Source organism: Paraburkholderia sp. BGA-UO-ETr-F21 (assembly GCF_059567925.1).
Genome location: NZ_JCAQOY010000005.1, coordinates 400,167 through 422,839, shown reverse-complemented (window position 1 = coordinate 422,839; position 22,673 = coordinate 400,167). Strand labels below are relative to the sequence as shown.

Sequence of the window (22,673 nt, the reverse complement as noted above, 5' to 3'; positions counted from 1 at the left end):
TATCCCGAAAATATAACGCGCGCACGGCTAAAAAGCGATGGTCGTGCACGCTTTAATACAGCAGGGTTTTCACGCGCTTTTCATACGCGTGTCTTTTCAACCCGCTTTCGGCGGCCGCCGGTAATATTCAGCAGATGTTTATCTCGGGGCACGTCGCCGAATCGCGCATTGACGCGCAACAGCACGACGCTTCCAGCAAAACCGGTGCCTGCCGGAAAGACAGGCAGCCCCGGCGAGGCCGGGGCGTGCCGCGCTTAGACGAGGCAGGCGTCCAGACCGTCGGTGATCAGGTCTTGCGGCAGTTCGATGCCGATAAACACCATCTTGTTGGTCTTTTTCTCGATCGGCTGCCATTTCGCGGCCAGATCGCTGCCCATCATCTGATGCACGCCCTGGAACACGACTTTGCGGTCGACGCCCTTCATATACAGCACGCCCTTGTAGCGCAGCAGGCGTTCGCCGTAAATCTGCAAAATGCCGCCGAGGAAGTCTTCGAGCTTGTTCGGATCGAACGGACGGTCGTTACGGTAGACGAACGACTTGATCTTGTCGTCGTGGTGCGCGTGGTGGTGATGACCATGATCGTGGCCTTCGTGATCGCACTGGCCGTGGTCGTGATCGCAGTTGGCGTGATCGTCATGCGTATGGCCGTGCTCGTCATGCGCGTGAGCGTGGCTGTGCGCATGCTCGTCTTCCACGAGAAAATCCGGATCGATTTCGAGCTTCGAATTCAGGTTGAAGCCGCGCAGGTCGAAGATTTCCTTGATGTCCGCTTCGCCGAAATTGACGACCTTGATCGCCGCCCGCGGGTTCATGTGCAGCAGGCGGTGGCGCAGATCGGCGAGGTGCTTCTCATCGACCAGGTCGGACTTGGTGATGAACAGGCGGTCGGCGAACCCGACCTGGCGCTGCACGACTTCGTGCTCGTCCAGCTGATGGTTCGCGTGCTTCGCGTCGACCAGGGTGATGATCGCGTCCAGCAGGAATTCGCTGGCGATCTGGTCGTCCATGAAGAACGTCTGCGCGACGGGGCCCGGATTGGCCAGGCCCGTGGTTTCGATCACGACGCGGTCGAAGTCCAGCTTGCCGGACTGCTTCTGCGCCGCCAGATCGCCCAGCACGCGCGAGAGGTCGCCGCGGATCGTGCAGCAGATGCAGCCGTTGCTCATCTGGATGATCTGCTCGCCGGTGTCCTGCACGAGAATTTCGTTGTCGATGTTTTCTTCGCCGAACTCGTTCTCGATCACGGCGATCTTCATGCCGTGCTTTTCATTCAGGATGCGCTTGAGCAGGGTGGTTTTGCCGCTGCCGAGAAAGCCGGTCAGGATGGTGACTGGAATCATAGGGGTCGCCTGTATTGTCGTGAAACGGTGCGTACTCGAAGCCTGAAACGGGCGCGGCAGCCTCCTGGCGCGCTGCCCGGTCCAGCCGGTTATTGAAACATATTCGCCAGGCCGGCGCTGGCGCACGGGTTCGATCCCGCTTTCGCCCGCGCCGGCGGCGCCGGGAAATAATCCCCAAATTATGGGCGATCAGGCGATTTGCAACAGCAGGCCCTTCAGATACTCGCCTTCCGGGAACGCCGTCAGCAGCGGATGATCCACCCCGGCGCCAAGCCGCTTGAGAATCCGGGCGTCCACGCGCGCGTCGGCGGCCGCGCCGGAGACGATCTTCTGGAACAGTTCAGAGTCGATCGCGCCGGAGCACGAATAGGTGAAGAGCAGGCCGCCTGGGCGCAGCAATTTCAGCCCGGTCAGGTTGATGTCCTTGTAGGCGCGCGACGCGCGGTCCACATGTTCACGCGACGGCGCGAATTTCGGCGGATCGAGCACGACCAGGTCGAAGCGCTCGCCCTCGTCGTAGAGACGGCGCAGCGTTTTGAAGGCGTCGGCGTCGAGCCAGGTCGCGCGTTCGGCGTCGAACCCGTTGGCCGCCACGTTCTGCTGGGCGATCGCGAGCGCGTCGCCCGACGAATCGATCGACACGACACGCTTGGCGCCGCCTTTCAAGGCTGCCAGCGAGAAACCGCCGGTGTAGCAGAAGCAGTTCAGCACGTCGCGATCCTGCGCGAGTTGCTGCACCAGCAGGCGGTTGTCGCGCTGGTCGACGTAGAAACCAGTCTTGTGACCGTTGCGCACGTCGACGTGATAGCGCACGCCGTTTTCGCTCGCAATCAGTGCCTCTGACGGCGCTTCGCCCGCCAGCACGCCGGTGATCTGTTCGAGTCCTTCCTTCTGACGAATCGACACGTCCGAGCGTTCGTAGACATTCGGGCAGCCGATCGCGCCGGTCAACGCCGCGACGATCGCTTCCTTCCACGCCTCGACGCCCGCCGCCATGAACTGGCAAACCAGCTGACTGCGCTGGCCTTCGTCCTCGGCGACGTAGTGATCGACGATCAAGCCCGGCAGGCCGTCCGCCTCGCCGAAGATCAGCCGCACTGCGCCGGTGTCGTGAACCATCGTTTGACGATGCGCGATCGCGCGCTGCACGCGGCGCTTGAAGAACGCGTGATCGATCGGCTCGGTTTCGTCGAAGCTCCACACGCGGGCGCGGATCTGCGAATGCGGGCTGTACGCCGCACGCGCGAGGAAACGGCCGTCGTGCGCGCGCACCAGCACGGTGGCGCCGGGTGCGGGATTGCCGTCGATCCGGTCGATCGCGTTGGCATAGACCCACGGATGGCGGCGCAGCAGCGATTTTTCTTTCGACGGTTTGAGCGTAACGGTATTCATCAGATGTCAGAGAGAGCAATGGGCCGCGCGGCACAGCGCACGCGGCGGGTAAAGCGAAGGCGGAGACTGTCTGCCGCGGGTCGCGGCGTCAGTCGCGTTTTTTAGCGCGCGGATGCGCCTGATCGTAGACGTGCGCGAGATGCTGGAAATCGAGCGCGGTGTAGACCTGCGTAGCGGTGATGCTGGCGTGGCCGAGCAGTTCCTGCACCGCGCGCAGATCGCCGCTCGACTGCAGCACGTGCGTGGCGAACGAATGCCGCAGCACGTGCGGGTGCACGTTGGCGGGAATGCCGGCGACCAGCGCCGCGCGCTTCACGCGCTCACGCACCACGTTCGGCGACAGGCGATTGCCTCGCGCCGACAGAAAGAGCGGATGCGGATCGTGCTTCACCATCTGGTCGCGCACGGCGAGCCAGGCGTTCAAGGCCTCCAGCGCCTTGCTGCCGACCGGTACGACGCGGCGCCGGTTGCCCTTGCCGAGCACTTCGACTTCGGCCGAGTCGAGCTTGAGCCAGCCGGCCGAGCGGTAGCCGTCGGCATCGGCGAAACGGGCGTCGAGGCCGACCAGTTCCGCGAGGCGCAGCCCCGACGAGTAGAAGAGTTCGAGCATGGCGTGATCGCGCAAACCTTCGGGCGATGCGGCGGGCGGACTTTCCATCAGCCGTGTGGCGTCGTCGACGGAAAGCGCTTTGGGCAGCGTTTTGGCCTGTTTCGGCGCGCGCACGGTCGCGACCGGATTGGCCGGCAGATCGACGCGGCCGGCGAGCCAGCGGTAAAACGCACGCCATGCCGAGAGCCGGTGGCTGATCGAGCGCGCCGTCAGGCCACCCGCGTGCGCGCGCGAAACGGCGCCGCGAATGTCCACGGCGGTGAGGCTTTCGAGCGGCCGGCCTTTGGCCAGCTGCTTGAGTTCCTCCAGTTCGTGGGTGTAGCCGCGCAGCGTATGTGCCGACAGCCGCCGCTCGTGTTCGAGATTCGACAGATAGGCGGCGATCGGGTCGGTGGCGGTCACGGTGGATTTTCTGGCGGCTTTGGCAGCGCTCAGCGCGGCAGCAGACGGCTCAGCGCGGCGCTTGCGAGCGCGCCGATCTGCGTGAGGAAGTCGGTTGCCATGCCGTCGTGGAAGCGGCGCGCGTCGGGCGACCCCATCACGAGGAGGCCGAAGGTCGGCGCTTCTTCGTTGCCTTCCGGGTCGCGCAGCGCGAGCAAGGCGATCGATTCGGTGGCGTGCGCCGACTCGGACGCCGCGTGGCCCGCGCTGTCGTCGCTGACAGCCGCGACGGAGGGCGCCAGCCACTGCGCGGCTTCGAAGCCGGTGTTCGCGCCGCAATACGGCGTGGTCAGGCTATTGGCGAAGATGCGCACTTCCTCGCCGACATGGCGCGCGAAGTCGGCCTGTGCATAAGGCTCGGCAATGTCCCACACGCGCAGCGCCGCTTGCGGCACGTCGAAAATATCGCGCAGACCGGTGGCGATCGTGCGCGGCAGCGCATAGGGATCGCGTTCGGCCATCACGCGGATGGTCCAGCGGTTGAATTTCGACGCGATGCTGTCGTTCTCATGGCCGTAGCGCAGGAGTTCGGCGAGGCGTCGTTCGAGGTGTTTGTTCTTGTCGCGCAGCATTTCCATCTGCCGTTCCTGCAGCGACACCGCGGCTTTGCCGTGCGGATTCGCGAGCCGGATCGTCGCGAGCATTTCCGCGTGTTCGGCGAAGAATTCAGGGTTGGCGAGCAGGTATTCGGCGACTTCGCGATCGTTCATGGTTTCGGCTAAAGGACTTCGGGGCGACGCCTCGGGGCGGCGCATCGGTCAATGAGGTTATGCGGCCTGCGAATCCGCCAGGGCGTCGGCCAGTTCGATTTCGCCTTCGAAGACGGTCGCGGCAGGTCCGGCCATCAGCAGCGGCTCGTCGGCTTGCGTGCTGTTCCATGTGATGGTCAGTTTGCCGCCATGCGTGTGCACCAGCACCGGCGCATCGAGCAACCCGCGCCGGATCCCGGCCGCGACCGCCGCGCATGCGCCCGTGCCGCACGCGAGCGTTTCGCCCGCGCCGCGCTCGTACACGCGCAGCTTGATCTCGCTGCGACCGACGATCTGCATGAAGCCTGCGTTCACCCGCTGCGGAAAACGCGCATGGCGCTCGATCACCGGGCCTTCGACCAGCACCGGGAACGCTTCGACGTCGTCGACCACCTGCACGGCGTGCGGATTACCCATCGACACCACGGAAATCCAGCGCGTCGTGCCGTTCACGTCGAGCGGCCAAAGCGTATCCGTGCCTTCGCGGCGGCCTTCGAGGCCCTTGGTGGCGAACGGCACGCGCTGCGGGTCGAACACGGGCGTGCCCATGTCGACCAGCACTTCGCCGTTTTCCTGCATGGTTAGCGTGATGGTGCCCTTTTGCACCTGCACGCGCACGCTGCGTTGATCGGTGAGGCCGCTATCGCGCACGAACTTGACGAAGCAGCGCGCGCCGTTGCCGCAATGTTCGACTTCGCCGCCGTCGCAATTGAAGATGCGATATCTGAAATCGACGCCGTCGACGGTGGGCTTTTCGACCAGCAGCAACTGATCCGCGCCGACGCCGAAATGCCGGTCCGCGAGCGCGCGCACCTGCGCCGGCGTCAGGTTGACCGGTTGGGTGTAGCCGTCGAGCACGACGAAGTCGTTGCCCGCGCCGTGCATTTTGGTGAATTTCAGTTTCATCACGCTATTGTAAGTGACGCGCCCGCAGGTGAGCCGAACCCCGCGTCATTTCCACATTCGGGCGCTTTTTTGCGGACCGCGTGGGCGGCGGTTCAATACACGCTCGGATCGCCCGGCGGCCGGGTCTTGAAACGCTTGTGCACCCAGTAGTACTGCTCCGGCATCAACGGAATCTGCTCTTCGAGGAAGGCGTTCATGCGGCGGGCGTCGGCGTCGTCGTCGCCGGTCGGGTAGTTCTCCCACGGCTTGAATACCTTGAGCCGGTAGCCCTTATAGTTCGGCAGCACCTCGCCGATGAACGGCACCACTTGCGCGTGGCCGACCTTGGCAAGACGCCCCACCGCGGTCAGCGTACAGGTCGGCACGCCGAAAAACGGTACGAAGGTCGAATTGCGCGCGCCGTAGTCCATGTCGGCGCCGAGCATGACCGGTTTGCGCTCGCGCAGCCAGCGCAGCACGATGCGCGCGCTGTCGGCGCGGCTCGCCATGTCCGCGCCGAAACGCGCGCGTGCCGCTTTGGCGACTTCTTCCAGCTCCGGGTTCGACATTGGCTGATAGAGCGAGCCGCAGCGGCGCTTGAGCGAATAGTTCAGGAAGATCGAGCCCGCCTCGATGCCGACGAAGTGAAAGCCGAGAAACAGCGTGGGCGGGAGGTTCGGGTCCGTCAGATCGATCGCGCTGTCGAGCTGGATCAATTTCTCGAGTTTCTTCGCCGAGCCGAACCATTGCACGCTGCGCTCCAGGTAGCTGCGGATCGCGTGGCGGAAATGCTTCTGCGCGACGTCTTCGCGGCGCTCGTCGCTCCATTCGGGGAAGCACAGCTTCAGATTGATATGGACGATGCGCTTGCGACGGCTCGGGATCTGATACAGCAACCAGCCCAGCCCGTCGCCGAGACGGGCGATCAGGCCATACGGCAACAGTGCAAACAGTTTCAGCAGCCCGATCGCGAGTTTGGCGCCATAGCGGCTCAGCATGCCGCCTCCTGAAAAGAGGCGCAGCACGTGACGGGCTTCAGGAAAGCGGAAGAATTGACGTAATACCGCACTCGTAGACACTCTGTGACAATCAAAGGAAGTCGCTATAATAAGGGCTTCGCCGAGTTAATAGACAACTTGCGGGGCGAAGCCGGTGGCTGCAAACCATGTGATTTGCGCCTGTCGGTAAGGTAATCCGCTAAAGCGTCGCCGCTTCAAGGCTCCCGAAGCTGGCTACGTGAAACTCAACCGTAACCACAAAACAGGAGTCTGCAACGTGGCAAACGACTATCTCTTCACTTCCGAATCCGTCTCCGAAGGCCATCCCGACAAGGTCGCGGATCAGATCTCGGACGCCATTCTCGACGCCATTCTGGCTCAGGACAAATACTCGCGTGTCGCCGCGGAAACGCTGTGCAACACGGGTCTCGTCGTGCTGGCCGGTGAAATCACCACCACCGCGAACGTCGATTACATTCAGGTTGCGCGCAACACGATCAAGCGTATCGGCTACGACAATACCGACTACGGTATCGACTATCGCGGCTGCGCGGTGCTCGTCGCTTACGACAAGCAATCGCCGGACATCGCGCAAGGTGTGGACCGCGCGCACGACAATAACCTCGATCAAGGCGCCGGCGACCAGGGCCTGATGTTCGGTTACGCGTGCGAAGAAACGCCGGAACTGATGCCGCTGCCGATTCACCTGTCGCACCGTCTGGTGGAGCGTCAGGCAAATCTGCGCCGTGACGGCCGTCTGCCGTGGCTGCGTCCGGACGCGAAGTCGCAAGTCACCGTGCGTTATGTCGACGGCAAGCCGCATTCCATCGACACCGTGGTGCTGTCCACGCAGCATTCGCCGGACATCGATCTGGGCACGCTGCGCGAAGCGGTGATCGAAGAAGTCATCAAGCCGACGCTGCCGGCCGAGCTGATCAAGGGCGACATCAAGTTCCTCGTGAACCCGACCGGCCGTTTCGTGATCGGTGGTCCGCAAGGCGACTGCGGTTTGACCGGCCGCAAGATCATCGTCGATACGTACGGCGGTGCCGCACCGCACGGCGGTGGCGCGTTCTCGGGCAAGGACCCGTCGAAGGTCGACCGTTCGGCGGCTTACGCCGGCCGTTACGTCGCGAAGAATATCGTGGCCGCGGGCCTCGCTTCGCGCTGCCTGATTCAGGTGTCGTACGCGATTGGCGTTGCCCAGCCGACTTCGGTGATGGTCAACACGTTCGGCACGGGCCGCGTGTCGGATGCGACCATCACGCGTCTCGTGCAGGAGCATTTCGACCTGCGTCCGAAGGGCATCATCCAGATGCTCGACCTGCTGCGCCCGATCTACGAGAAGAGCGCGGCCTACGGTCACTTCGGCCGCGAAGAGCCGGAATTCACGTGGGAATCCACGGACAAGGCTCTGGCGCTTGCCGAAGCCGCCGGCACGGAGCCGGTTGCCGCGCTCGCCGAGTAAGCGCGCGCCGTCCGTATCAGCAAAAAACCCCGCCGGCGCGAGCCTGCGGGGTTTTTTATTGCCTTTGCCAATCGATAAACCGCGTTGCCACGCGATCATCCGAAGGCTTCACCAGCGGCGAAGCCTTCGTGTCGTGAATGCGGCGCATGAGTCGCGCCGGCTCAGCAAGGCGTTCTGAATCGCCTCAACGGCTCGCAAACGCGAACGCGAACCAGCCGGTGCTGCCGTTCGTCGACATGCGACGCGGACGGCGGCTCGTGTTGTGCGGCACGGCGACCGCTGCGCGCGGCGCGGCGAGGCGCAGCGGCGTCGGTTTGCGCAGCAGCGTACGCAGCGAGAAGCGGCGCGAGCTGCCTTGCAGGCGCAGCGCGGAGAAGAACGTATTGAACCAGGTGCGAATGCCGTCGACGGCTTTGGCATCGCGCCATTGTTCGCCTAGCGCGCGAGTGCGCGTGGCATGGTGACGCAGCGCGCGCACGACATGGCGACGCGCCGGACGTGCCGCTGTGAGTGCGGCGCGGGTAAGACGGGTGCTCAGGAGAGTATGCATGGCTTCACTGGTAGGCAACGTGTCGCGCGACGGGATGTGCGCCATGAGGAGCACCAAATGTGCCAATGGCGGCGTCGCAATGAACGGCGCGAAAGCCTAAAATTCGACGGAAAAGTGCACGGAATACAGCGGAGTCGGCCTTGGCGGCCTCGACGCGGCGCAATAGTGCGGGAATGACGATCAACATGCAGCGCAGGTTACACGCGATTCATGACGTCAGAAAGTCGGTTTTTACCCTGCGAATAGGGGTTTTTACGGAGCAAATCCCGATTTGCCGCGGCACCGGTCGCGCCCTTTGAGGGCGATTATCGTGCGTGCTTGCCCATTCAATGTGCCGCGCCGTTGCGCACCCGCATGAAAGTAGTGCGTAAGACTGCCGCTTCCGGATAGTGAAACAGCACACTGCGCGATCGCGCCCGTTTTACAATCGAGCATCAGCTAGTCGACAGTAACGGAACACCATGTCATTCCATTCCAAGAAAGAGCAGATTCAAACGTTGCGGGAGCAGGGTTTTGTCGTGGTGCCCGGATTGGTGTCGCCCGAGCGCTGCGAAGAACTGAAACAGATCGCGCAGCGCCAGTTGGAGGAAGCGGCTGCACCGATCGAGTTCGAAGCGGATCTGCAGTATCCCGGCGCGCCCACGTCCAAGCAGGCACCTGGCGGCCATACGGTGCGGCGGCTGCTGGATGCGTACGGACGCCATCCTACCTTTGCGCAGTGGGCGACCGCGCCGGAAATTCGCGGCTGGATGGAATTGTATTTCGGCGAGGAGCCGCGCCTGTCGCGCGCGCACCATAACTGCATGATGACCAAGCATCCTGCGTACGGCAGTTTGACCGGCTGGCATCGCGACGTGCGGTATTGGTCGTTCGAGCGCGACGATCTGGTTTCGGTGTGGCTCGCGGTCGGTTCGGAGACGGTGGATAACGGCGCGCTGTGGATGGTGCCGAAGTCGCACAGCGCCGCATTCACATCCGACAGGTTCGATCAGGCCAAATTCTTCCGCTCCGATCTGGAAGAGAATCAGCAATGGATTCGCACTGCGGTCTCACCTGAACTCAAAGCCGGCGACGTGGTGTTCTTCCACTGCAATACGCTTCATTCGGCCGGCAAGAACATCACCGATCAGGTGAAGTTCTCGCTGGTGTACACCTATCACGGTGCGAGCAATGTACCGTTGCCGGGGACCCGTTCGGCCGCGAAGCCCGAGGTGGCGTTCTAGTTGTTGGGTCCTGACGGCGCCTTGGGTTTTCGTTCGCGAAGCCTGAAGCGCCGCGTGGCCGCGCCGGCCGTTATCGCTTGCGGCCCGACAAAGCCATGCCGGTCAATCCGGCGATCGTGGCGATAACGCCGCCCACGATCAGCATGATCGCCTTGTTGCTCGGCGAACCGGTAAAGACGCGCGAGACGTCGCTGCTCACCGAATTGAACGCCTGCCCGCCGAAATACAGCAGCACGATACCGCCGACAATCAACGCGATGGAAATCGCCTTTGTCATCTACCTCTCCCATGGGCCTGAATCGGGCAAAGTGTAGGGGAGCCGCAAGCAATCGTCCATCCCGCATACTGGGCGTCTGCATGCTTCACATTGATTCGCTAACATAGCGGTCTGGCCGCATCCCCACTTACAAAAACAGAGCGGCACGCCTCCCGCAGCATGCAATTGCCCATGCCCGCACCGGTCGGGCGCCTTCAACATCAAGGACACTAGCAATGGCTTACGAAGCAGCTTCAGAACGCTATTCGGACATGCAGTACCGCGTCTGCGGCAAGTCGGGTCTCAAACTGCCGGCGCTGTCGCTCGGTCTGTGGCACAACTTCGGCGACACCACGCCGATCTCCACGCAGCGCGACATCCTGCGCACGGCTTTCGACCTGGGCATCACACACTTCGACCTCGCCAACAACTACGGGCCGCCGTACGGTAGCGCCGAAACCAATTTCGGCCGCCTCTTCAAGGACGACTTCAAGCCGTATCGCGATGAACTGCTGATTTCGTCGAAGGCTGGTTGGGACATGTGGCCGGGTCCGTATGGGCAAGGCGGCGGTTCGCGCAAGTACGTGCTCGCGAGTCTCGATCAGAGCCTGCAACGCATGGGCCTCGATTACGTCGATATTTTCTACTCGCATCGTTTCGATGCCGATACGCCGCTCGAAGAAACCGCGGGTGCGTTGGCGAGCGCCGTGCAGCAGGGCAAGGCGCTGTACATCGGTATCTCGTCGTACTCGGCCAGCAAGACGCTTGAAATGACGAAGCTGCTCGCCGAATACAAGGTGCCGCTGCTGATTCATCAGCCCGCGTACAACATGCTCAACCGCTGGATCGAACACGAGCTGCTGGATACGCTGGAGAAGGTCGGCGCGGGCTCGATCGCGTTCACGCCGTTGGCTCAGGGTTTGCTCACCGGTAAATACCTGAACGGCGTGCCGGAAGACGCGCGCGTCAACAAGCCGGGCGGCGGTTCGTTGAAGCAGGAGCATTTGAGCGCGCAGAACATCGAGCACGTGCGCAAGCTCAATGACATCGCGCAACGTCGCGGTCAGAGCCTCGCTCAGACGGCGCTCGCGTGGGCATTGCGCGATCCGCGCGTGACTTCCGTGCTGATCGGCGCGAGTCGTGCGGAGCAGGTGCGTGAGAACGTGGGCGCATTGAAGAACCTCGCGTTCTCGAAGGACGAGCTCGCTGAGATCGACCGCTACGCGACCGAAGGTGGCATCAACTTGTGGGAAAAGCCCTCCACGGATCAGGCGATCTGATCCCCGCGCCTTTGTCGTTCACGCCATAGAAACAGTCAAGCCGCCCACGGGCGGCTTTCTTCATCTAGACGAGCGCCGGCAAACCTTCGACCAGCACGACCGCGAACACCACGCCGAGCAGCGCGCCAAGCACGCGCAGCGCGTTGTGCCGGAATTCCGTCTTGCAGGGAAGCGCACCGACAAACAGAGCCCCGGCCAACGCCATCGGAATGACCAGGATGAAATCGCCGATCGTGAAGTAGGTCGTCATTCTCGTCTCCTTATAATTACCGGCGAAGACGGCGGCTCGATTTATGGAGTCATGCACCGCCCACGCTCGATTTGAGTATAGGAGACAGTTAGGTCGCCGTAGCGACGCTTTGCGGCGCTACGGCGGCTATTCGCAAGCCGCTGAACCCTGTGCCGCTTAGGCCGCGACGATTGCCGCGTCGCAGCAAATACGCTCAAAAAATTGAAGTGTTTGCTTACGACGGCCTTACTTTTCGGCGTCTTTCAATGCGAGTTGGGTCATCAAGCCATCATGTGCGAGCTTGTTCGTGTCCGCGCAAACGTGCGGCTGCAATGAGGCCGACGACGAGCAAAGCGCCGACCAATCCGACGACGCCGTTCCATCCGTAATTTGCCCACACGTGGCCGCCATACGAGCCGACCACGCTCGAACCGATGTAATACGCGAGCAGATACAGCGCGGCGGCCTGGCCTTTGGCCTCTTTGGCAAGACGTCCGACCCACCCGCTCGCCACTGAGTGTCCGGCGAAAAAGCCGAACGTCACACACGCGATGCCGGCCGCAATCGCCGTCAGCGGATGCAGCATGGTGAGCGCGACACCGAGCGCCATCACTAGCAAGCTGCCGGTGAGCACGCGCGCGCGGCCGAACGCGTCGGCCATGCGTCCCGACCACGGCGAGGCGACCACGCCGGTCAGATACACGATGAAGATCGCGCCAATCTCCGTCTGATCCAGCCGGTAGGGCGGCGCCAGCAAGCGGTAACCAAGGTAGTTGTAGAGCGTGACGAAGCTGCCCATCAGCACGAAGCCGAGCAGGAACAGCAAAGGCAAGCCGGGTCGCCTGAATTGCTTGAAGAGGGCGGTTCGGTGGTGCGTGAAACCGAGTCCGCGCCGCGGCACGAAATGACGCGACGGCGGCAACAGCGTGCGAAACGCGAGCATCGACAGAAGGCCGAGTACGCCGATCGTGCCGATCGCGACGCGCCACGAAAACAGATCCGCGACGACGCCGGTAATCACACGCCCGGCCATCCCGCCGATCGCCGTGCCGCCGACGTAGAGCCCCATCGCGAGGCCGAGACCGTCGGGGTGCACTTCTTCCGCGAGATAGGCCATCGCGACGGCGGGCACGCCGCCGAGCGCGAGACCTTCGAGCGTGCGCAGCACGAGCAATTGATGCCAATGCGGCGCGATCGACACGCCGATAGTCGCGAGCGCGGAGAGGGTGAGCGACAGCGTCATCAGCTTGTGACGACTCCAGCCTTCCGAAATGAAGCCGGCCGCGAACACGGCAACCGCCAGCGCTGCAGTGGTTAGCGAAAGCGACAGGCTGCTCTGTGCCGGCGTCACGTTGAACGCCGTCGAAAACGAGGGCAGCAGGGGCTGCACGCAGTAAAGGAGCGAGAAGGTCGCGTAGCCGGCGAACAGCAGCGCGATGCTGGCGCGCCAGTACGCGCGCGTGCCGCGTTCGAGGTAGGGGATGTCGGACAAAGCGGAAGCGGTTGAGGAAATGGACGAAGCGGAAGCCGCCGAAGCAGAGGTTTGGGGAGAGTCCGTTTGGGGAGAGTCCGGAAGCGGAGTCACGAAACAATCTCCTCGGGCATGCAGCTGACACAAAAGAGTTAAGGATACGCTGAAAAAGCCGCGCGCGTCGCGTCGCCGTGTTCGAGCAACTGCTCGCGCGCGAAGCTGATGACGAGAATCGAGTTGGCGGTCGTGATGCCGATACACGGTCTGCACCTGACCGCACACTTCGATGGTCGAGTTCTTCGGCAGATTGGCCTTGACGTCGTCGATGATCTTGCGGATGTCGTTGGACACCGGCCGAGATCGCGGCCGTGGCGGTGCCGGTGCCGAAAATATCGATGGTGGTCTGCGCGTTGTAGCGCGTGAGCGTCGCGTTGCCCGCTTCGCGCATCATGGTGGCAAGCGAACCGAGACCATTGCTGCGTCCGTTCGCGGTCAGTGGAATGTTCGCGAGCGATTGCAGTGAATCGATCGTGTATTGCGGCGCTTCGATGATCACGTTATCGCTCCCGCCGTTGCGCGGATTGAGCCAGAACGTCGGCGTGCTTTGCTGGCTGGCGGACAACGTGATCAGCAGATTGCTCGCGACGTCGCGTTGCGAGAAGCCGGCTTGCTGTGCACGCGTGCGGTCTTGATGCCTGAAACCGGCAAGCCGATGTTGTCGATGATCGAATGCAACTCGCCGGCCGCTATCAACTGACGGATGCGCGTATCGACACGCGAGAAACACCAGAATGCGCACCGAGCGCAAGGCCGCCGAGCGTCATGATGTTGATGGTTTCGCAAAGCATGGAGAGCGCGATGATCGACGTGATTATCGACAGCGGTATCGACACGGTGATGATCGGCGTGGCGCGCCAATTGCCGAGAAGCAGCAGAATCATCAGACCTGTCAGGCATGCCGCAATTAGCGCCTCGCGCAGCACGCCTTGCACCGAAGCGCGCACGCATAGCTATCGACCATGATCGGCCGCTACTTGCCGCCGTATGGCAGCGGCGCGTGGCGGCCGTGACGTGTGCCGCAATGACCCGAGCCGGCTGGCTCGGCGGGCCGATCGAACAAATGGTCCAGTTGGTGCACGATTTTGATATCTCACCCCAGCAGGGTTTATGATGGTCTCGTTGCGACGCGTTACGCTCGGAATCTTCGGTCGGTCGCGCCGTAATGGGAATAGGGCGAAACGACGGGTAAAGACCTTCAAGTTCGCGCTCTCCCCGGCCCCGCAAAACGGGAACAATGACTCGAACCTCTCACGCGTATCTCGCGCAGCAGATTGGGTGCGTACGCAACGTTATCGGCGGAGCGACGCTTTTATCATCACCTTGACCGGCATGGAAACCATAAAGCCGGCTATGGGAGAAACGGGGAAACATCATGCAAATCGGTTCCATTGTCCGATCGGTGCATATCGCCGTGCCGCAAGGCGCGCGCGGGATCGTCATGCGCATTCTCGGCGACATGGCCATGGTGGCGTGGTACGCCGGCGAGCCCGGCGCTTCGCTGCAACTGAACACTGAACCCTTTTTCCTTGAAGACCTGATCGATACGGGCGAGTTGGTGCGACCGTCGAGCGCGCAGATGCATTGAAGGCAGTTTGAGTGCACGCCGTGTGCAAGTTGTAAGCCGCGAGTGGTTCCGCGTTGTGTGCTGTCGCCCTCGTCTTTGACGGCGGCGCGGCGCACAATGCGGGCATGAACGACGACATCCTCGATCCACAGGACAGCGCTAGCAGCGCTGTACCTTTCGCGCGGCTCAAGCCGGAAATCGTGCTCGACGCGCTCGACAGCGTGCTCAGCACGGTCGGCGTGCGAACCGACGGTCGCATGCTGCCGCTCAACAGCTACGAGAACCGCGTGTACCAGGTGGGCGTGGAAGACGGCCCGCCCGTGGTCGCGAAGTTCTACCGCCCCGAGCGCTGGAGCGACGCCGCCATTCTCGAAGAACATGCCTTCGTTGCCGATCTCGCCGCGCGCGAGATTCCGGCAGTGCCCGCGCGCGCTTTCGAGGGCCGCACACTGCATACCTTCGACGGTTTTCGCTTCTCCATCTTCGAGCGTCGCGGCGGCCGCGCGCCGGATCTCGACCGGCCCGACACGCTCGAATGGCTCGGGCGGTTCATCGGCCGCATCCATGCGGTCGGCCAGACGCAGAACTATATCGAGCGACCTACGCTCGATATCAACACGTTCGGTTACGAGCCGCGCGACTTCCTGCTCGCCCACCGTTTCGTGCCGGACGACGTGCGCACTGCGTGGGAAACCGTGGTGAATCTCGCGCTCGAAGGTGTCGAGCGTGCGTTCGAACGAGCGGGCGACATCCGCATGTTGCGAATGCATGGCGACTGCCATCCGAGCAATGTGCTGTGGACCGACGCGGGGCCGCATTTCGTCGACTTCGACGACAGTCGCATGGGACCGGCGGTGCAGGATTTGTGGCTGTTGCTGCCGGGCGAGCGCGCCGAAGCGTCGCGCGCGCTGGCGGATCTGCTCGCCGGCTATGAAGACTTCTGTGACTTCGAGCCGCGCGAACTCTATCTCGTCGAAGCGTTGCGCACGCTCCGGCTGATTCACTATCAGGCCTGGCTCGCGCGACGCTGGGACGACCCGGCATTTCCCGCGGCGTTTCCGTGGTTCAACACGCAGCGTTACTGGGAAGAGCGCATCCTCGAGTTGCGCGAGCAACTCGGTGCGATGCAGGAAGGGCCGCTCTGGCCCGTTTGAACGCAGCGCCGCTTCATGGCATGCGCTAGCTGTCGCGGGCGCTCAGGGCGCCTGCGACGCAACGCTCGACGACTCCACCAGCGTCGATCTGACAATCACTTCCGCCCGCACATCGCGCCCGATTGCTTCGATCGCGGGGCGCATCTGCGCGAAGTCGTCGGGCGTGCAGACGTCGCTATCGAAATGCGTGGCGCCGTCGCGCGTCATCGTGACGACGTTGCTGGGCTGATCGAACGTGTACTGCGACTGGAAGTCGACAAAGCGGCCTTGGGTGCGTTTTGCTTCCGGCATGTCGAGCACGCGAAAATTGGCGGGTAACTCGATGCGCGCGCGTTCATGCAACGCCAGGTTATGGCAAACGAACGGCTGCGTGCGCTGGCGTTCGCTGAGCCAGTAACGCGTATCCGCCGCGAAGCCGCCTGCGAGACTCGTCAGCGCCGGAATCGATGCCGCCGCGCCAGGCACCACGAGATTTTCCAGGGTGCCTTTCATCGTGATGATGAGCGGGCCGTCGGCGACGGTGAGGTCGTTCGTGGTGAGCGTGGCGGCGCCGCGCAGATTGGCGCCGCGTAATTCGGCCTGGATCGACTCCTCGCGTTGCGCGGGCGTCTGCGTGCGCAGCATGGCGCGCGTCTGTTCGGTGGAAGCGCCGGCCGCCTCCAGCCGGTAGGTGAAGCTCGCCGAGCCATCCGGTTCGACCTTGATCGATAGATCGGTGCTGCGCGTCATGGTCGCGGTGGCGGGCGTACGCGAGAGCACGCCCTCGCCGACGAGCACGGTCGGCCGGTTCATATCGGACGACGGCAGGAAACCGAACTCGACATTCGCTGCGGTCGAGTCCGCGTATTGCTGCAAATCCGGTAGCCACGTGATGACGTGATTGATGACGCCGTAGCCCGGCACGCTCGGCAGCGTGTAGATCGTGCCGTTGCTGATCAAGGCCGGTTCGTTGCGCACGCCGGCCGCGTCGAGCAGCGCGCCGTAGAGCGCCACGTGATCCTTGCAATCGCCGTAGCGGTTCGCGAGCACCGCGCTCGCGCTGTGCGGCACCACCGCGCCGCGTCCGACGTTGATCGCCACGTAGCGCACATTGCGGCGCACCCAGTCATACAGCGTCTTGGCCTTGTCGCGCGGCGTGCGGTCGTGCGCGGTGAGCTGCTGCGCGAGACGCACGACGGCGGCGTCTCGCGCGCCCGCGTCCGTCGCCGATTCGCGGTAGGTTGCGGCGAACGCGGCATAGTCCGGGAAGGTCGAGACCATCAGCCGGTCGCCATACGACACGTAGGCAACCGAGCCGCGTTCCAGCCGGCTGAAATGGGCTCTGTCGTAGCGATATTCGTAGCGCGTGCGGCCGTCGCGCGTCACGGGTTGTACAACGGTGAAGCCGCGCGCGTCCGCGTAAAGCGGCTTGCCGGCCGGGAGATCGTAGATCAGGCGGAAGTTGAGAGTTGGCGCGAGATCGGGCGGCGTGAAGTCGCTGAATTCGCCGGGCACGATCGGCTGCTTCTGCGTCTTGCGATAGGTGAGATGTACGCGCGCGCCCGGCTCCACGGCGGGAAACACGATCACTTTTTCCTGGATGTCCTGAAACATCGGCGCGTCGAACGAGCGCGCTTCCTGCACGTCGCGGATCTGCTCAGGCTGCACGTCGTGACGTAAGCCGTCGGCGGTGGTCGTGTAGGCCTCCAGGATCTGTACGTCCGCCATGTTGCGGTTGAACCAGACATATTGCTGCGCCACCCGCGCGACGCCCGCTTCGGTATTCACGTGCAGCGTCATCGAATCGAGCTTCGAGTAGGAGCCGTCGGCGTTCACGGTAAAGGTCTGCGTCTCGCCTTCGTTGGTATAGGGATCGTCCAGCCTCGCCTGAACGCTCGCGCCCGCGCCGGGGATGCCGACGAGCAAGCCGATAGAGGCAAGACAGACCAGAGAAGAGAGGCGCATGGCAGGCAGGTATCCGAACGTGGCGTCGACGGGATCGCCAGTTAGAGTCGGTTTGCGCCGCGCCAATGTCAAGCGGATCTCGCGCGTTGGGATTGAGCAAATACCCTGTTTGTGTAATGATATCCATTCTCAATTAAAAGGCGTCGCCAGCTTCCTGTCACATTTCTCCTCTGTGACTGCCAGCCAGCCTCTCGGCCGGAGCTCTGGCCCGCAAGCCGGGTCGTCCGGCCCTTCCTTTTCGACACCTCTTTGACCGCCGCCGGTGAGCGGGCGCTTTGTCGCCGCGTGCCCGCGACGGATCATCTTGCTGCGCCTGGAGCCTGGATTTGAACGCGCCTGAATCAATCGATATGCAACCCGCCGCTGGTCATGGCGCGCAATACGCCGCTCACACGCCGGAACGCTGCCATCATCTGATGGACGACGCCGAGCAGGCCGCGCGGCGCCAGCGTTCGCGCCGCGCGAATTTCATCAAGTGGTTGCGCAAGGTGCATGGCTGGGTCGGTCTGTGGGGCGCGGTGCTGGGCCTGCTGTTCGGCGCGACCGGGTTCCTCCTGAACCACCGCGGTGGCCCGTTGAAGGTGTCGTCGGGTGAGCCGCAGGTGGAAGAAATGCAGATTCCCGTGCCGCACGAACCGCTGCGTTCGCCGATGGAGATGGCGAAGTGGCTCAAAGCCGAACTGAAGATCGACGGCAAGCCGGGCAGAATCAGGCGCGAGCCGGCGCATCCGGTGGCGTGGGGCGATCGCAGCACGATGCAGCCGGAATTCTGGCAAGTCGGCATCATGGGACCGTCGCGGAGCGTGCAGGCCGAATACTGGGTGGGCAACGGCTTCGTCGCGGTGAAACGCACGCACAACTCGTTTCTCTCGACGATGAACAACCTGCACAAAGGCGTGGGGCTGAGCGTCGGCTGGGTGCTGCTGATCGACACGATCGCCGGCAGCATGATTCTGCTTTCGCTGACCGGTGTCCTGCTGTGGACCGAGTTGAACAAGCGCCGCGTGGTGGGCGTCGTGCTGGTGGGCGGGTCGATGATCGCCGCAGTGGTCTGCGGCTTGATGTAAGCGGGTTGTTGCGCCTCGCGGCGTCGCGGTGCGCGGCTACGCGCAGCGGCGGCTGGAGGCAGCGCCGCGCGCAGACAGGATTCCCGTTAAACGCTACACGCCGTTCCGCCGGAAGCCGCAATCTCCCGCGCAGCCTTGGCTCCTTCGACCTGGAGCAAGGTGGGCAGAGAAACACCGTTCTTGGCCGCCGTCACTTCGGCAAGAATCGAAACCGCGATCTCAGGCGGCGTTCTGCTGCCAATATAAATCCCCACCGGTCCATGCAAGCGGGCCAACTCGGTATCGTTCAGATCGAACTCCTTGAGGCGTTCGCGCCGCGCCTGGTTGTTCCTGCGCGAACCCAGTGCGCCGACGTAAAACGCCGGCGTCTTCAACGCTTCCATCAGCGCGAGATCGTCGAGCTTCGGGTCGTGCGTCAGCGCGATCACCGCGCAGCGCTCGTCGAGCTTCATCTCGATCACCGTATCGTCGGGCATGGTCCGCACGATCTTTGTGCCGGGGATGTTCCACTCCTCGGTGTATTCCTCACGCGGGTCGCACACGGTGACCTGATAATCGAGCCCGACTGCGATATGGCACAGATAGCGCGACAACTGCCCCGCGCCGATCACCAGCATGCGGTAACGCGGGCCGTGAATCGTCAGCAGACGTTCGCCGTCGAAATGCACGCCGTCCGTTGCCTGCGCGTTTTCCAGCCGCACCGCGCCGCTCGCCATGGTCACTTCGCGGGCGACGAGGCGGCCGTTCTCCACGGCGCTGCACAGTTCGGCAATGCCGCTTTGCGCCGTTAACGGTTCGAGCACCAACTGGATCGTGCCGCCGCACGGCAGGCCGAAGCGGTGCGCTTCCTCCGCGGTGATGCCGTACTTGACCGCTTCGGGTAGCACCTGCTCGATACCGCGTTGCCGCACGCGGTCGATCAGATCGTCTTCGATGCAACCGCCCGACACCGAGCCCACCACGAGCCCATCGTCGCGCACCGCGAGCATCGCGCCCTCGGGACGCGGCGACGAGCCCCATGTCTTCACCACCGTGACCAGTAGCGCGCGATGTCCTTCTTCCAGCCAACGTGCGCTGGACTTCAGGACTTCGAGATCCACGCTGTCCATGATTTCTTCCTTTTCGTTGCGTCGCCGCCGGACTCGCCGTCCGCGGCTTCATTCGATGCTGTATTGTGCGGCGCCGTTTGATCGGCTGCATTTTCATCGCCGTCCGGGGCCGCCGTGCCTTCGCCGTCGGCGCCTAGCCGCGCGCCGAAGCGCTTGAAGAATTCACCCGCGATTTTACGCGCGGCGCCGTCGACGAGCCGCGAGCCGATCTGCGCGAGCTTGCCGCCGACCTGTGCGCTCGCCGAATAGGTGAGCTTCGTGACGGCCTCGCCGTCGGCTTGGAGCGAAACGTGCGCGTTGCCCTTGGCAAACCCCGCTGCGCCGCCCTGGCCTTCGAACACGATGCTGTACGAATTGGGCGCCTCGATGTCGATGAGTTGCATGCGTCCCTTGAAACGCGCCTTGACCGGGCCGACCGCGGCGCTCAGCGCCACCAGGTAGGCGTTCTCACCGTCCGGATCGATGCTCTCGCAGCCGGGAATGCAGCCGCGCAGAATCTCCGTGTCGTTCAGCGCTTCCCATGCGCGTTGCTGCGAAACGGGAAGCGTATGGGTTTCGGTCAATTCCATGGTGTCGCTCCTGCGGCAGCCCCGACGCCGGCGCTGCGACGAGGCGCGCGCGTGAGTTGCGCGAGGTCGCGGCCGAACGCCGTCAGACTGTCTAGATTATGAACCGGACGATGCGCGTCGACATACGGCAGGATGGCCTGCACGCCGCGCGCCTTCGGAGAAAAGCCGCTGAAACGCAGCAGCGGATTGAGCCACACGATACGGTGTGCGAAGCGGTGCAGGCGGGCCATCTCGGTGTCGAGCACATCGATCGCTTCGTGATCGAGGCCGTCGGTGACGAGCAGCACCGTTGCACGACCGGTCAGCACGCGCCGTGCCCAGCGGCGGTTGAATTCGGCGAGCGCCGCGCCGATCCGCGTGCCGCCGGACCAGTCGACCACCTGCTCGGTGAGCGTCGCGATCGCCACGTCGGGATCGCGCTCGCGCAGCGCGCGCGTCGCGTTGGTGAGGCGCGTGCCGAACAGAAACACCTGCAGCCGTTCGCGCGACTGCAGGAGCGCATGGCAGAAATACAGCACCGCGCGCGAATAGCTGCTCATGGAGCCGGAGATGTCGAGCAGCAACACGAGCGGCGGTTTGCGCTCGACCACCGCGCGATACTTCCACACCGTCCAGTCGCCGCCCGCGCGCACGGCGTGCCGGGCGCTCGCGCGCAAGTCCGCATGCGTGCCGTGCGAAGCGGCTTTCAGGCGGCGCGTCGGCTCGGTTGCGAGCGGCAGACGCTGGCCGCGAATCAGATGACGCAAGGTGCGCCATTCGTCGGCGGAAAGCGTATCGAAATCGCGATGACGCAGGCGCTCTTCCGCGCTGAACGTGACGTGCGCACGCAGTTCGTGTTGTTCGGTTTCCTGTGGCGCCTTGCTGTGCGGTGACGGCGGCGCGCGCACGGCCAGCGCGTCGGCGAGACGGTTGTTGCGTTTGGGCGGCGGCAGACCGTCGCGCACTTTCGGCAGTAGCAGCGCGCGCAGCTTGCCTTCCCAATCGGGATCGCGCCAGAACAGGTCGAACGCGGCGTTGAACAGATCGCGTTCGTCCGGCGCCGAGACCAGTGACGCTGCCAGCGCGGCGCGCACGTCGTCGCGGCGGCCCAGATCGATCCAGTGCAGCGCGGCGAGCGCGTCGACGGCTTGGGCGGGCGACATCGGCAAGCCCGCGCCGCGTAGCAGCCGTACAAAATGGACCACGTTGCGGGCGAGCGTGGGTGTGTCGTCGAGCCGTGAGCCATGGCCCGAGGCGCCGCTGTTACCTGCGTCGAATGAGTTCGTCATGCTGGCTATCCAGGCGCGGCGAGACATTGCGCGATTTGCGCGGCATCGACCCGCGCCAGATCATCCTGATACTTGAGCAGCACGCCGAGCGTGTTGTGCACGGATTGCGGATCGAGCTCGGTGACGGATAGCGCCTCCAACGCGCGGCACCAGTCGATCGTTTCGGCAATGCCGGGCGCCTTGAACAGATCCATGCCACGCAGCTGATGAACGAAATCGACCGCCCGCCGCTGCAATTCCGCCGAGGTCTGCGGCGCTCGAGCGGCGACGATCTCAAGTTCCCTATCGCGGTCCGGATAGCCGATCCATTGATACAGGCAACGGCGCTTCAACGCGTCGTGCACTTCGCGCGTGCGGTTCGAGGTCATGACGACGAGCGGCGGCTGCTCCGCGCGGACCGTGCCGTATTCGGGAATCGATACCTGGAAGTCCGAAAGCAATTCCAGCAGAAAGGCTTCGAACGGTTCGTCGGCGCGGTCGATCTCGTCGATCAGCAATACACGCCGTGCGCCAGGATGATTTTCATCGGGCATCAGCGCTTGCAGCAGCGGACGCTTCAGCAGGAATTCGCCGCGATACAGCGTGTCGTTGTCGGGACGCTCACCGGCGGCTTCGGCAAGACGCAGCGCCATGATCTGCCGCGGATAGTCCCATTCGTAGAGCGCGCTCGCCGTGTCGAGACCTTCATAACATTGCAGCCGCAACATCGAGGTGCCGAGCATGCCCGCCGCTGCCTTGGCGAGTTCGGTCTTGCCGACGCCCGGCTCGCCTTCGACGAACAACGGCCGTTCCATGCGCAGCGCGAGATACAGCGCGGTCGCCAGCTCGCGGCTGGCGAAATAGCTCTGGGCGGCGAGTTGGGCGAGGGTGTCGTCGATTGAAGCGGGCTGCATGGAGTTCCTGAATCTGCGCAAGGAGGGGTGGCTGGAGAAACGTGACCGATGAAGCGAAGCCAACGAAACGAAGCCAACGAAACGAAGCCGCCGAAGCGAAGCCGATCAAGCGAAGTAACGAAGCGACGTGCCGCGCCGTCAGCGCACCTG

At 63.6% G+C, this 22,673-nt stretch carries 22 protein-coding genes and 1 pseudogene; 7 read left to right on the top strand and 16 right to left on the bottom strand.

The features are described 5' to 3' along the window. Positions 1 to 254 precede the first annotated feature (254 nt). The 6 genes from AC57B1_RS03395 to AC57B1_RS03370 all read right to left on the bottom strand — a co-directional run bounded on the left by AC57B1_RS03395 (position 255) and on the right by AC57B1_RS03370 (position 6,418). On the bottom strand, positions 255 to 1,343 hold the full coding sequence (locus tag AC57B1_RS03395) for a CobW family GTP-binding protein (RefSeq protein ID WP_091797218.1): 1,089 nt from the start codon (positions 1,341 to 1,343) through the stop codon (positions 255 to 257). Positions 1,344 to 1,532: 189 nt separating this feature from the next. Beyond that, a complete protein-coding gene (locus AC57B1_RS03390) occupies positions 1,533 to 2,735 on the bottom strand; it encodes a class I SAM-dependent rRNA methyltransferase (protein ID WP_496416564.1) in 1,203 nt (400 codons plus the stop codon). An 88-nt stretch (positions 2,736 to 2,823) separates the two neighbouring features. Further along, the gene (xerC, locus tag AC57B1_RS03385) at positions 2,824 to 3,747 is read right to left on the bottom strand and encodes a tyrosine recombinase XerC (RefSeq protein ID WP_091797214.1); all 924 of its coding nucleotides are present in this window, start codon (positions 3,745 to 3,747) and stop codon (positions 2,824 to 2,826) included. A gap of 29 nt (positions 3,748 to 3,776) precedes the next feature. After that, positions 3,777 to 4,496, bottom strand: a complete 720-nt coding sequence (locus AC57B1_RS03380; protein WP_408183981.1) for a DUF484 family protein — start codon at positions 4,494 to 4,496, stop codon at positions 3,777 to 3,779. A gap of 57 nt (positions 4,497 to 4,553) precedes the next feature. Beyond that, on the bottom strand, positions 4,554 to 5,441 hold the full coding sequence (gene dapF, locus AC57B1_RS03375; protein WP_496416563.1) for a diaminopimelate epimerase: 888 nt from the start codon (positions 5,439 to 5,441) through the stop codon (positions 4,554 to 4,556). A 92-nt stretch (positions 5,442 to 5,533) separates the two neighbouring features. Beyond that, positions 5,534 to 6,418, bottom strand: a complete 885-nt coding sequence (locus tag AC57B1_RS03370; RefSeq protein ID WP_091797208.1) for a lipid A biosynthesis lauroyl acyltransferase — start codon at positions 6,416 to 6,418, stop codon at positions 5,534 to 5,536. Positions 6,419 to 6,695: 277 nt separating this feature from the next. Between AC57B1_RS03370 and metK the strand changes: the two genes are divergently transcribed. After that, positions 6,696 to 7,886 carry a methionine adenosyltransferase gene (gene metK / locus AC57B1_RS03365; protein WP_132376386.1) on the top strand — a complete coding sequence of 397 codons (1,191 nt, stop codon included), beginning with the start codon at positions 6,696 to 6,698 and terminating at the stop codon, positions 7,884 to 7,886. Positions 7,887 to 8,070: 184 nt separating this feature from the next. Here the strand turns inward: metK and AC57B1_RS03360 are convergent, their stop codons facing one another. After that, positions 8,071 to 8,436, bottom strand: coding sequence for a hypothetical protein (locus AC57B1_RS03360; RefSeq protein ID WP_496416778.1), 366 nt, complete (start codon positions 8,434 to 8,436; stop codon positions 8,071 to 8,073). Positions 8,437 to 8,897: 461 nt separating this feature from the next. Here AC57B1_RS03360 and AC57B1_RS03355 point away from each other — a divergent pair, with 461 nt between their 5' ends. Continuing rightward, positions 8,898 to 9,659, top strand: a complete 762-nt coding sequence (locus AC57B1_RS03355; protein WP_496416562.1) for a phytanoyl-CoA dioxygenase family protein — start codon at positions 8,898 to 8,900, stop codon at positions 9,657 to 9,659. A 70-nt stretch (positions 9,660 to 9,729) separates the two neighbouring features. Here the strand turns inward: AC57B1_RS03355 and AC57B1_RS03350 are convergent, their stop codons facing one another. Then, positions 9,730 to 9,936, bottom strand: a complete 207-nt coding sequence (locus AC57B1_RS03350; protein WP_091797202.1) for a DUF3185 family protein — start codon at positions 9,934 to 9,936, stop codon at positions 9,730 to 9,732. A gap of 215 nt (positions 9,937 to 10,151) precedes the next feature. Between AC57B1_RS03350 and mgrA the strand changes: the two genes are divergently transcribed. After that, complete coding sequence (gene mgrA, locus AC57B1_RS03345) at positions 10,152 to 11,195, top strand: L-glyceraldehyde 3-phosphate reductase (protein ID WP_496416561.1); 1,044 nt, start codon at positions 10,152 to 10,154, stop codon at positions 11,193 to 11,195. Positions 11,196 to 11,259: 64 nt separating this feature from the next. Here mgrA and AC57B1_RS03340 read toward each other — a convergent pair whose 3' ends face one another. Both AC57B1_RS03340 and AC57B1_RS03335 read right to left on the bottom strand, forming a co-directional pair. Then, entirely contained in the window at positions 11,260 to 11,445 is a 186-nt protein-coding gene (locus AC57B1_RS03340) for a hypothetical protein (protein WP_091797197.1), read from the bottom strand. Between the two features lie 268 nt (positions 11,446 to 11,713). After that, entirely contained in the window at positions 11,714 to 12,916 is a 1,203-nt protein-coding gene (locus tag AC57B1_RS03335) for an MFS transporter (RefSeq protein ID WP_496416777.1), read from the bottom strand. A gap of 265 nt (positions 12,917 to 13,181) precedes the next feature. Here AC57B1_RS03335 and AC57B1_RS03330 point away from each other — a divergent pair, with 265 nt between their 5' ends. After that, complete coding sequence (locus AC57B1_RS03330) at positions 13,182 to 13,418, top strand: hypothetical protein (protein WP_496416560.1); 237 nt, start codon at positions 13,182 to 13,184, stop codon at positions 13,416 to 13,418. A 277-nt stretch (positions 13,419 to 13,695) separates the two neighbouring features. Here AC57B1_RS03330 and AC57B1_RS03325 read toward each other — a convergent pair. Then, positions 13,696 to 13,893 (bottom strand): annotated as a pseudogene (locus AC57B1_RS03325) (efflux RND transporter permease subunit); the annotation flags it as partial. Between the two features lie 434 nt (positions 13,894 to 14,327). Between AC57B1_RS03325 and AC57B1_RS03320 the strand changes: the two are divergent. Further along, entirely contained in the window at positions 14,328 to 14,540 is a 213-nt protein-coding gene (locus AC57B1_RS03320) for a hypothetical protein (RefSeq protein ID WP_007179664.1), read from the top strand. A 104-nt stretch (positions 14,541 to 14,644) separates the two neighbouring features. Next, a complete protein-coding gene (locus AC57B1_RS03315; RefSeq protein WP_091800889.1) occupies positions 14,645 to 15,673 on the top strand; it encodes a serine/threonine protein kinase in 1,029 nt (342 codons plus the stop codon). Positions 15,674 to 15,715: 42 nt separating this feature from the next. Here AC57B1_RS03315 and AC57B1_RS03310 read toward each other — a convergent pair whose 3' ends face one another. Continuing rightward, a complete protein-coding gene (locus AC57B1_RS03310; RefSeq protein ID WP_496416559.1) occupies positions 15,716 to 17,617 on the bottom strand; it encodes a DUF3857 domain-containing transglutaminase family protein in 1,902 nt (633 codons plus the stop codon). Between the two features lie 326 nt (positions 17,618 to 17,943). Here AC57B1_RS03310 and AC57B1_RS03305 point away from each other — a divergent pair, with 326 nt between their 5' ends. Then, positions 17,944 to 18,684 (top strand): PepSY-associated TM helix domain-containing protein, encoded by a 741-nt coding sequence (locus AC57B1_RS03305; protein WP_496416558.1) that lies wholly within the window; start codon positions 17,944 to 17,946, stop codon positions 18,682 to 18,684. Positions 18,685 to 18,770: 86 nt separating this feature from the next. On the opposite strand, the gene AC57B1_RS03300 is transcribed toward AC57B1_RS03305, so the two are convergent. From AC57B1_RS03300 to AC57B1_RS03285, 4 genes are read right to left on the bottom strand one after another with little or no spacing between them, the layout of a single operon-like run. Then, the gene (locus AC57B1_RS03300; RefSeq protein WP_408298410.1) at positions 18,771 to 19,793 is read right to left on the bottom strand and encodes an XdhC family protein; all 1,023 of its coding nucleotides are present in this window, start codon (positions 19,791 to 19,793) and stop codon (positions 18,771 to 18,773) included. Next, positions 19,766 to 20,362, bottom strand: coding sequence for an SRPBCC family protein (locus AC57B1_RS03295; RefSeq protein ID WP_496416557.1), 597 nt, complete (start codon positions 20,360 to 20,362; stop codon positions 19,766 to 19,768). The genes AC57B1_RS03300 and AC57B1_RS03295 overlap by 28 nt, the downstream gene beginning before the upstream one ends. Then, a complete protein-coding gene (locus AC57B1_RS03290; protein WP_496416556.1) occupies positions 20,353 to 21,630 on the bottom strand; it encodes a vWA domain-containing protein in 1,278 nt (425 codons plus the stop codon). The genes AC57B1_RS03295 and AC57B1_RS03290 overlap by 10 nt, the downstream gene beginning before the upstream one ends. Before the next feature lie 5 nt (positions 21,631 to 21,635). Next, positions 21,636 to 22,523, bottom strand: a complete 888-nt coding sequence (locus tag AC57B1_RS03285; RefSeq protein WP_496416555.1) for an AAA family ATPase — start codon at positions 22,521 to 22,523, stop codon at positions 21,636 to 21,638. Positions 22,524 to 22,673 lie beyond the last annotated feature (150 nt).

Excerpts from the sequence above, each read along its gene's own strand:
- AC57B1_RS03395 (WP_091797218.1), bottom strand. The coding sequence starts at position 1,343 with ATGATTCCAGTCACCATCCTGACCGGCTTTCTCGGCAGCGGCAAAACC.
- AC57B1_RS03390 (WP_496416564.1), bottom strand. The coding sequence starts at position 2,735 with ATGAATACCGTTACGCTCAAACCGTCGAAAGAAAAATCGCTGCTGCGC.
- AC57B1_RS03380 (WP_408183981.1), bottom strand. The coding sequence starts at position 4,496 with ATGAACGATCGCGAAGTCGCCGAATACCTGCTCGCCAACCCTGAATTC.
- dapF (WP_496416563.1), bottom strand. The coding sequence starts at position 5,441 with ATGAAACTGAAATTCACCAAAATGCACGGCGCGGGCAACGACTTCGTC.
- AC57B1_RS03370 (WP_091797208.1), bottom strand. The coding sequence starts at position 6,418 with ATGCTGAGCCGCTATGGCGCCAAACTCGCGATCGGGCTGCTGAAACTG.
- AC57B1_RS03360 (WP_496416778.1), bottom strand. The coding sequence starts at position 8,436 with ATGCATACTCTCCTGAGCACCCGTCTTACCCGCGCCGCACTCACAGCG.
- AC57B1_RS03355 (WP_496416562.1), top strand. The coding sequence starts at position 8,898 with ATGTCATTCCATTCCAAGAAAGAGCAGATTCAAACGTTGCGGGAGCAG.
- AC57B1_RS03350 (WP_091797202.1), bottom strand. The coding sequence starts at position 9,936 with ATGACAAAGGCGATTTCCATCGCGTTGATTGTCGGCGGTATCGTGCTG.
- mgrA (WP_496416561.1), top strand. The coding sequence starts at position 10,152 with ATGGCTTACGAAGCAGCTTCAGAACGCTATTCGGACATGCAGTACCGC.
- AC57B1_RS03340 (WP_091797197.1), bottom strand. The coding sequence starts at position 11,445 with ATGACGACCTACTTCACGATCGGCGATTTCATCCTGGTCATTCCGATG.
- AC57B1_RS03330 (WP_496416560.1), top strand. The coding sequence starts at position 13,182 with ATGGTCGAGTTCTTCGGCAGATTGGCCTTGACGTCGTCGATGATCTTG.
- AC57B1_RS03320 (WP_007179664.1), top strand. The coding sequence starts at position 14,328 with ATGCAAATCGGTTCCATTGTCCGATCGGTGCATATCGCCGTGCCGCAA.
- AC57B1_RS03315 (WP_091800889.1), top strand. The coding sequence starts at position 14,645 with ATGAACGACGACATCCTCGATCCACAGGACAGCGCTAGCAGCGCTGTA.
- AC57B1_RS03310 (WP_496416559.1), bottom strand. The coding sequence starts at position 17,617 with ATGCGCCTCTCTTCTCTGGTCTGTCTTGCCTCTATCGGCTTGCTCGTC.
- AC57B1_RS03300 (WP_408298410.1), bottom strand. The coding sequence starts at position 19,793 with ATGGACAGCGTGGATCTCGAAGTCCTGAAGTCCAGCGCACGTTGGCTG.
- AC57B1_RS03295 (WP_496416557.1), bottom strand. The coding sequence starts at position 20,362 with ATGGAATTGACCGAAACCCATACGCTTCCCGTTTCGCAGCAACGCGCA.
- AC57B1_RS03290 (WP_496416556.1), bottom strand. The coding sequence starts at position 21,630 with ATGACGAACTCATTCGACGCAGGTAACAGCGGCGCCTCGGGCCATGGC.
- AC57B1_RS03285 (WP_496416555.1), bottom strand. The coding sequence starts at position 22,523 with ATGCAGCCCGCTTCAATCGACGACACCCTCGCCCAACTCGCCGCCCAG.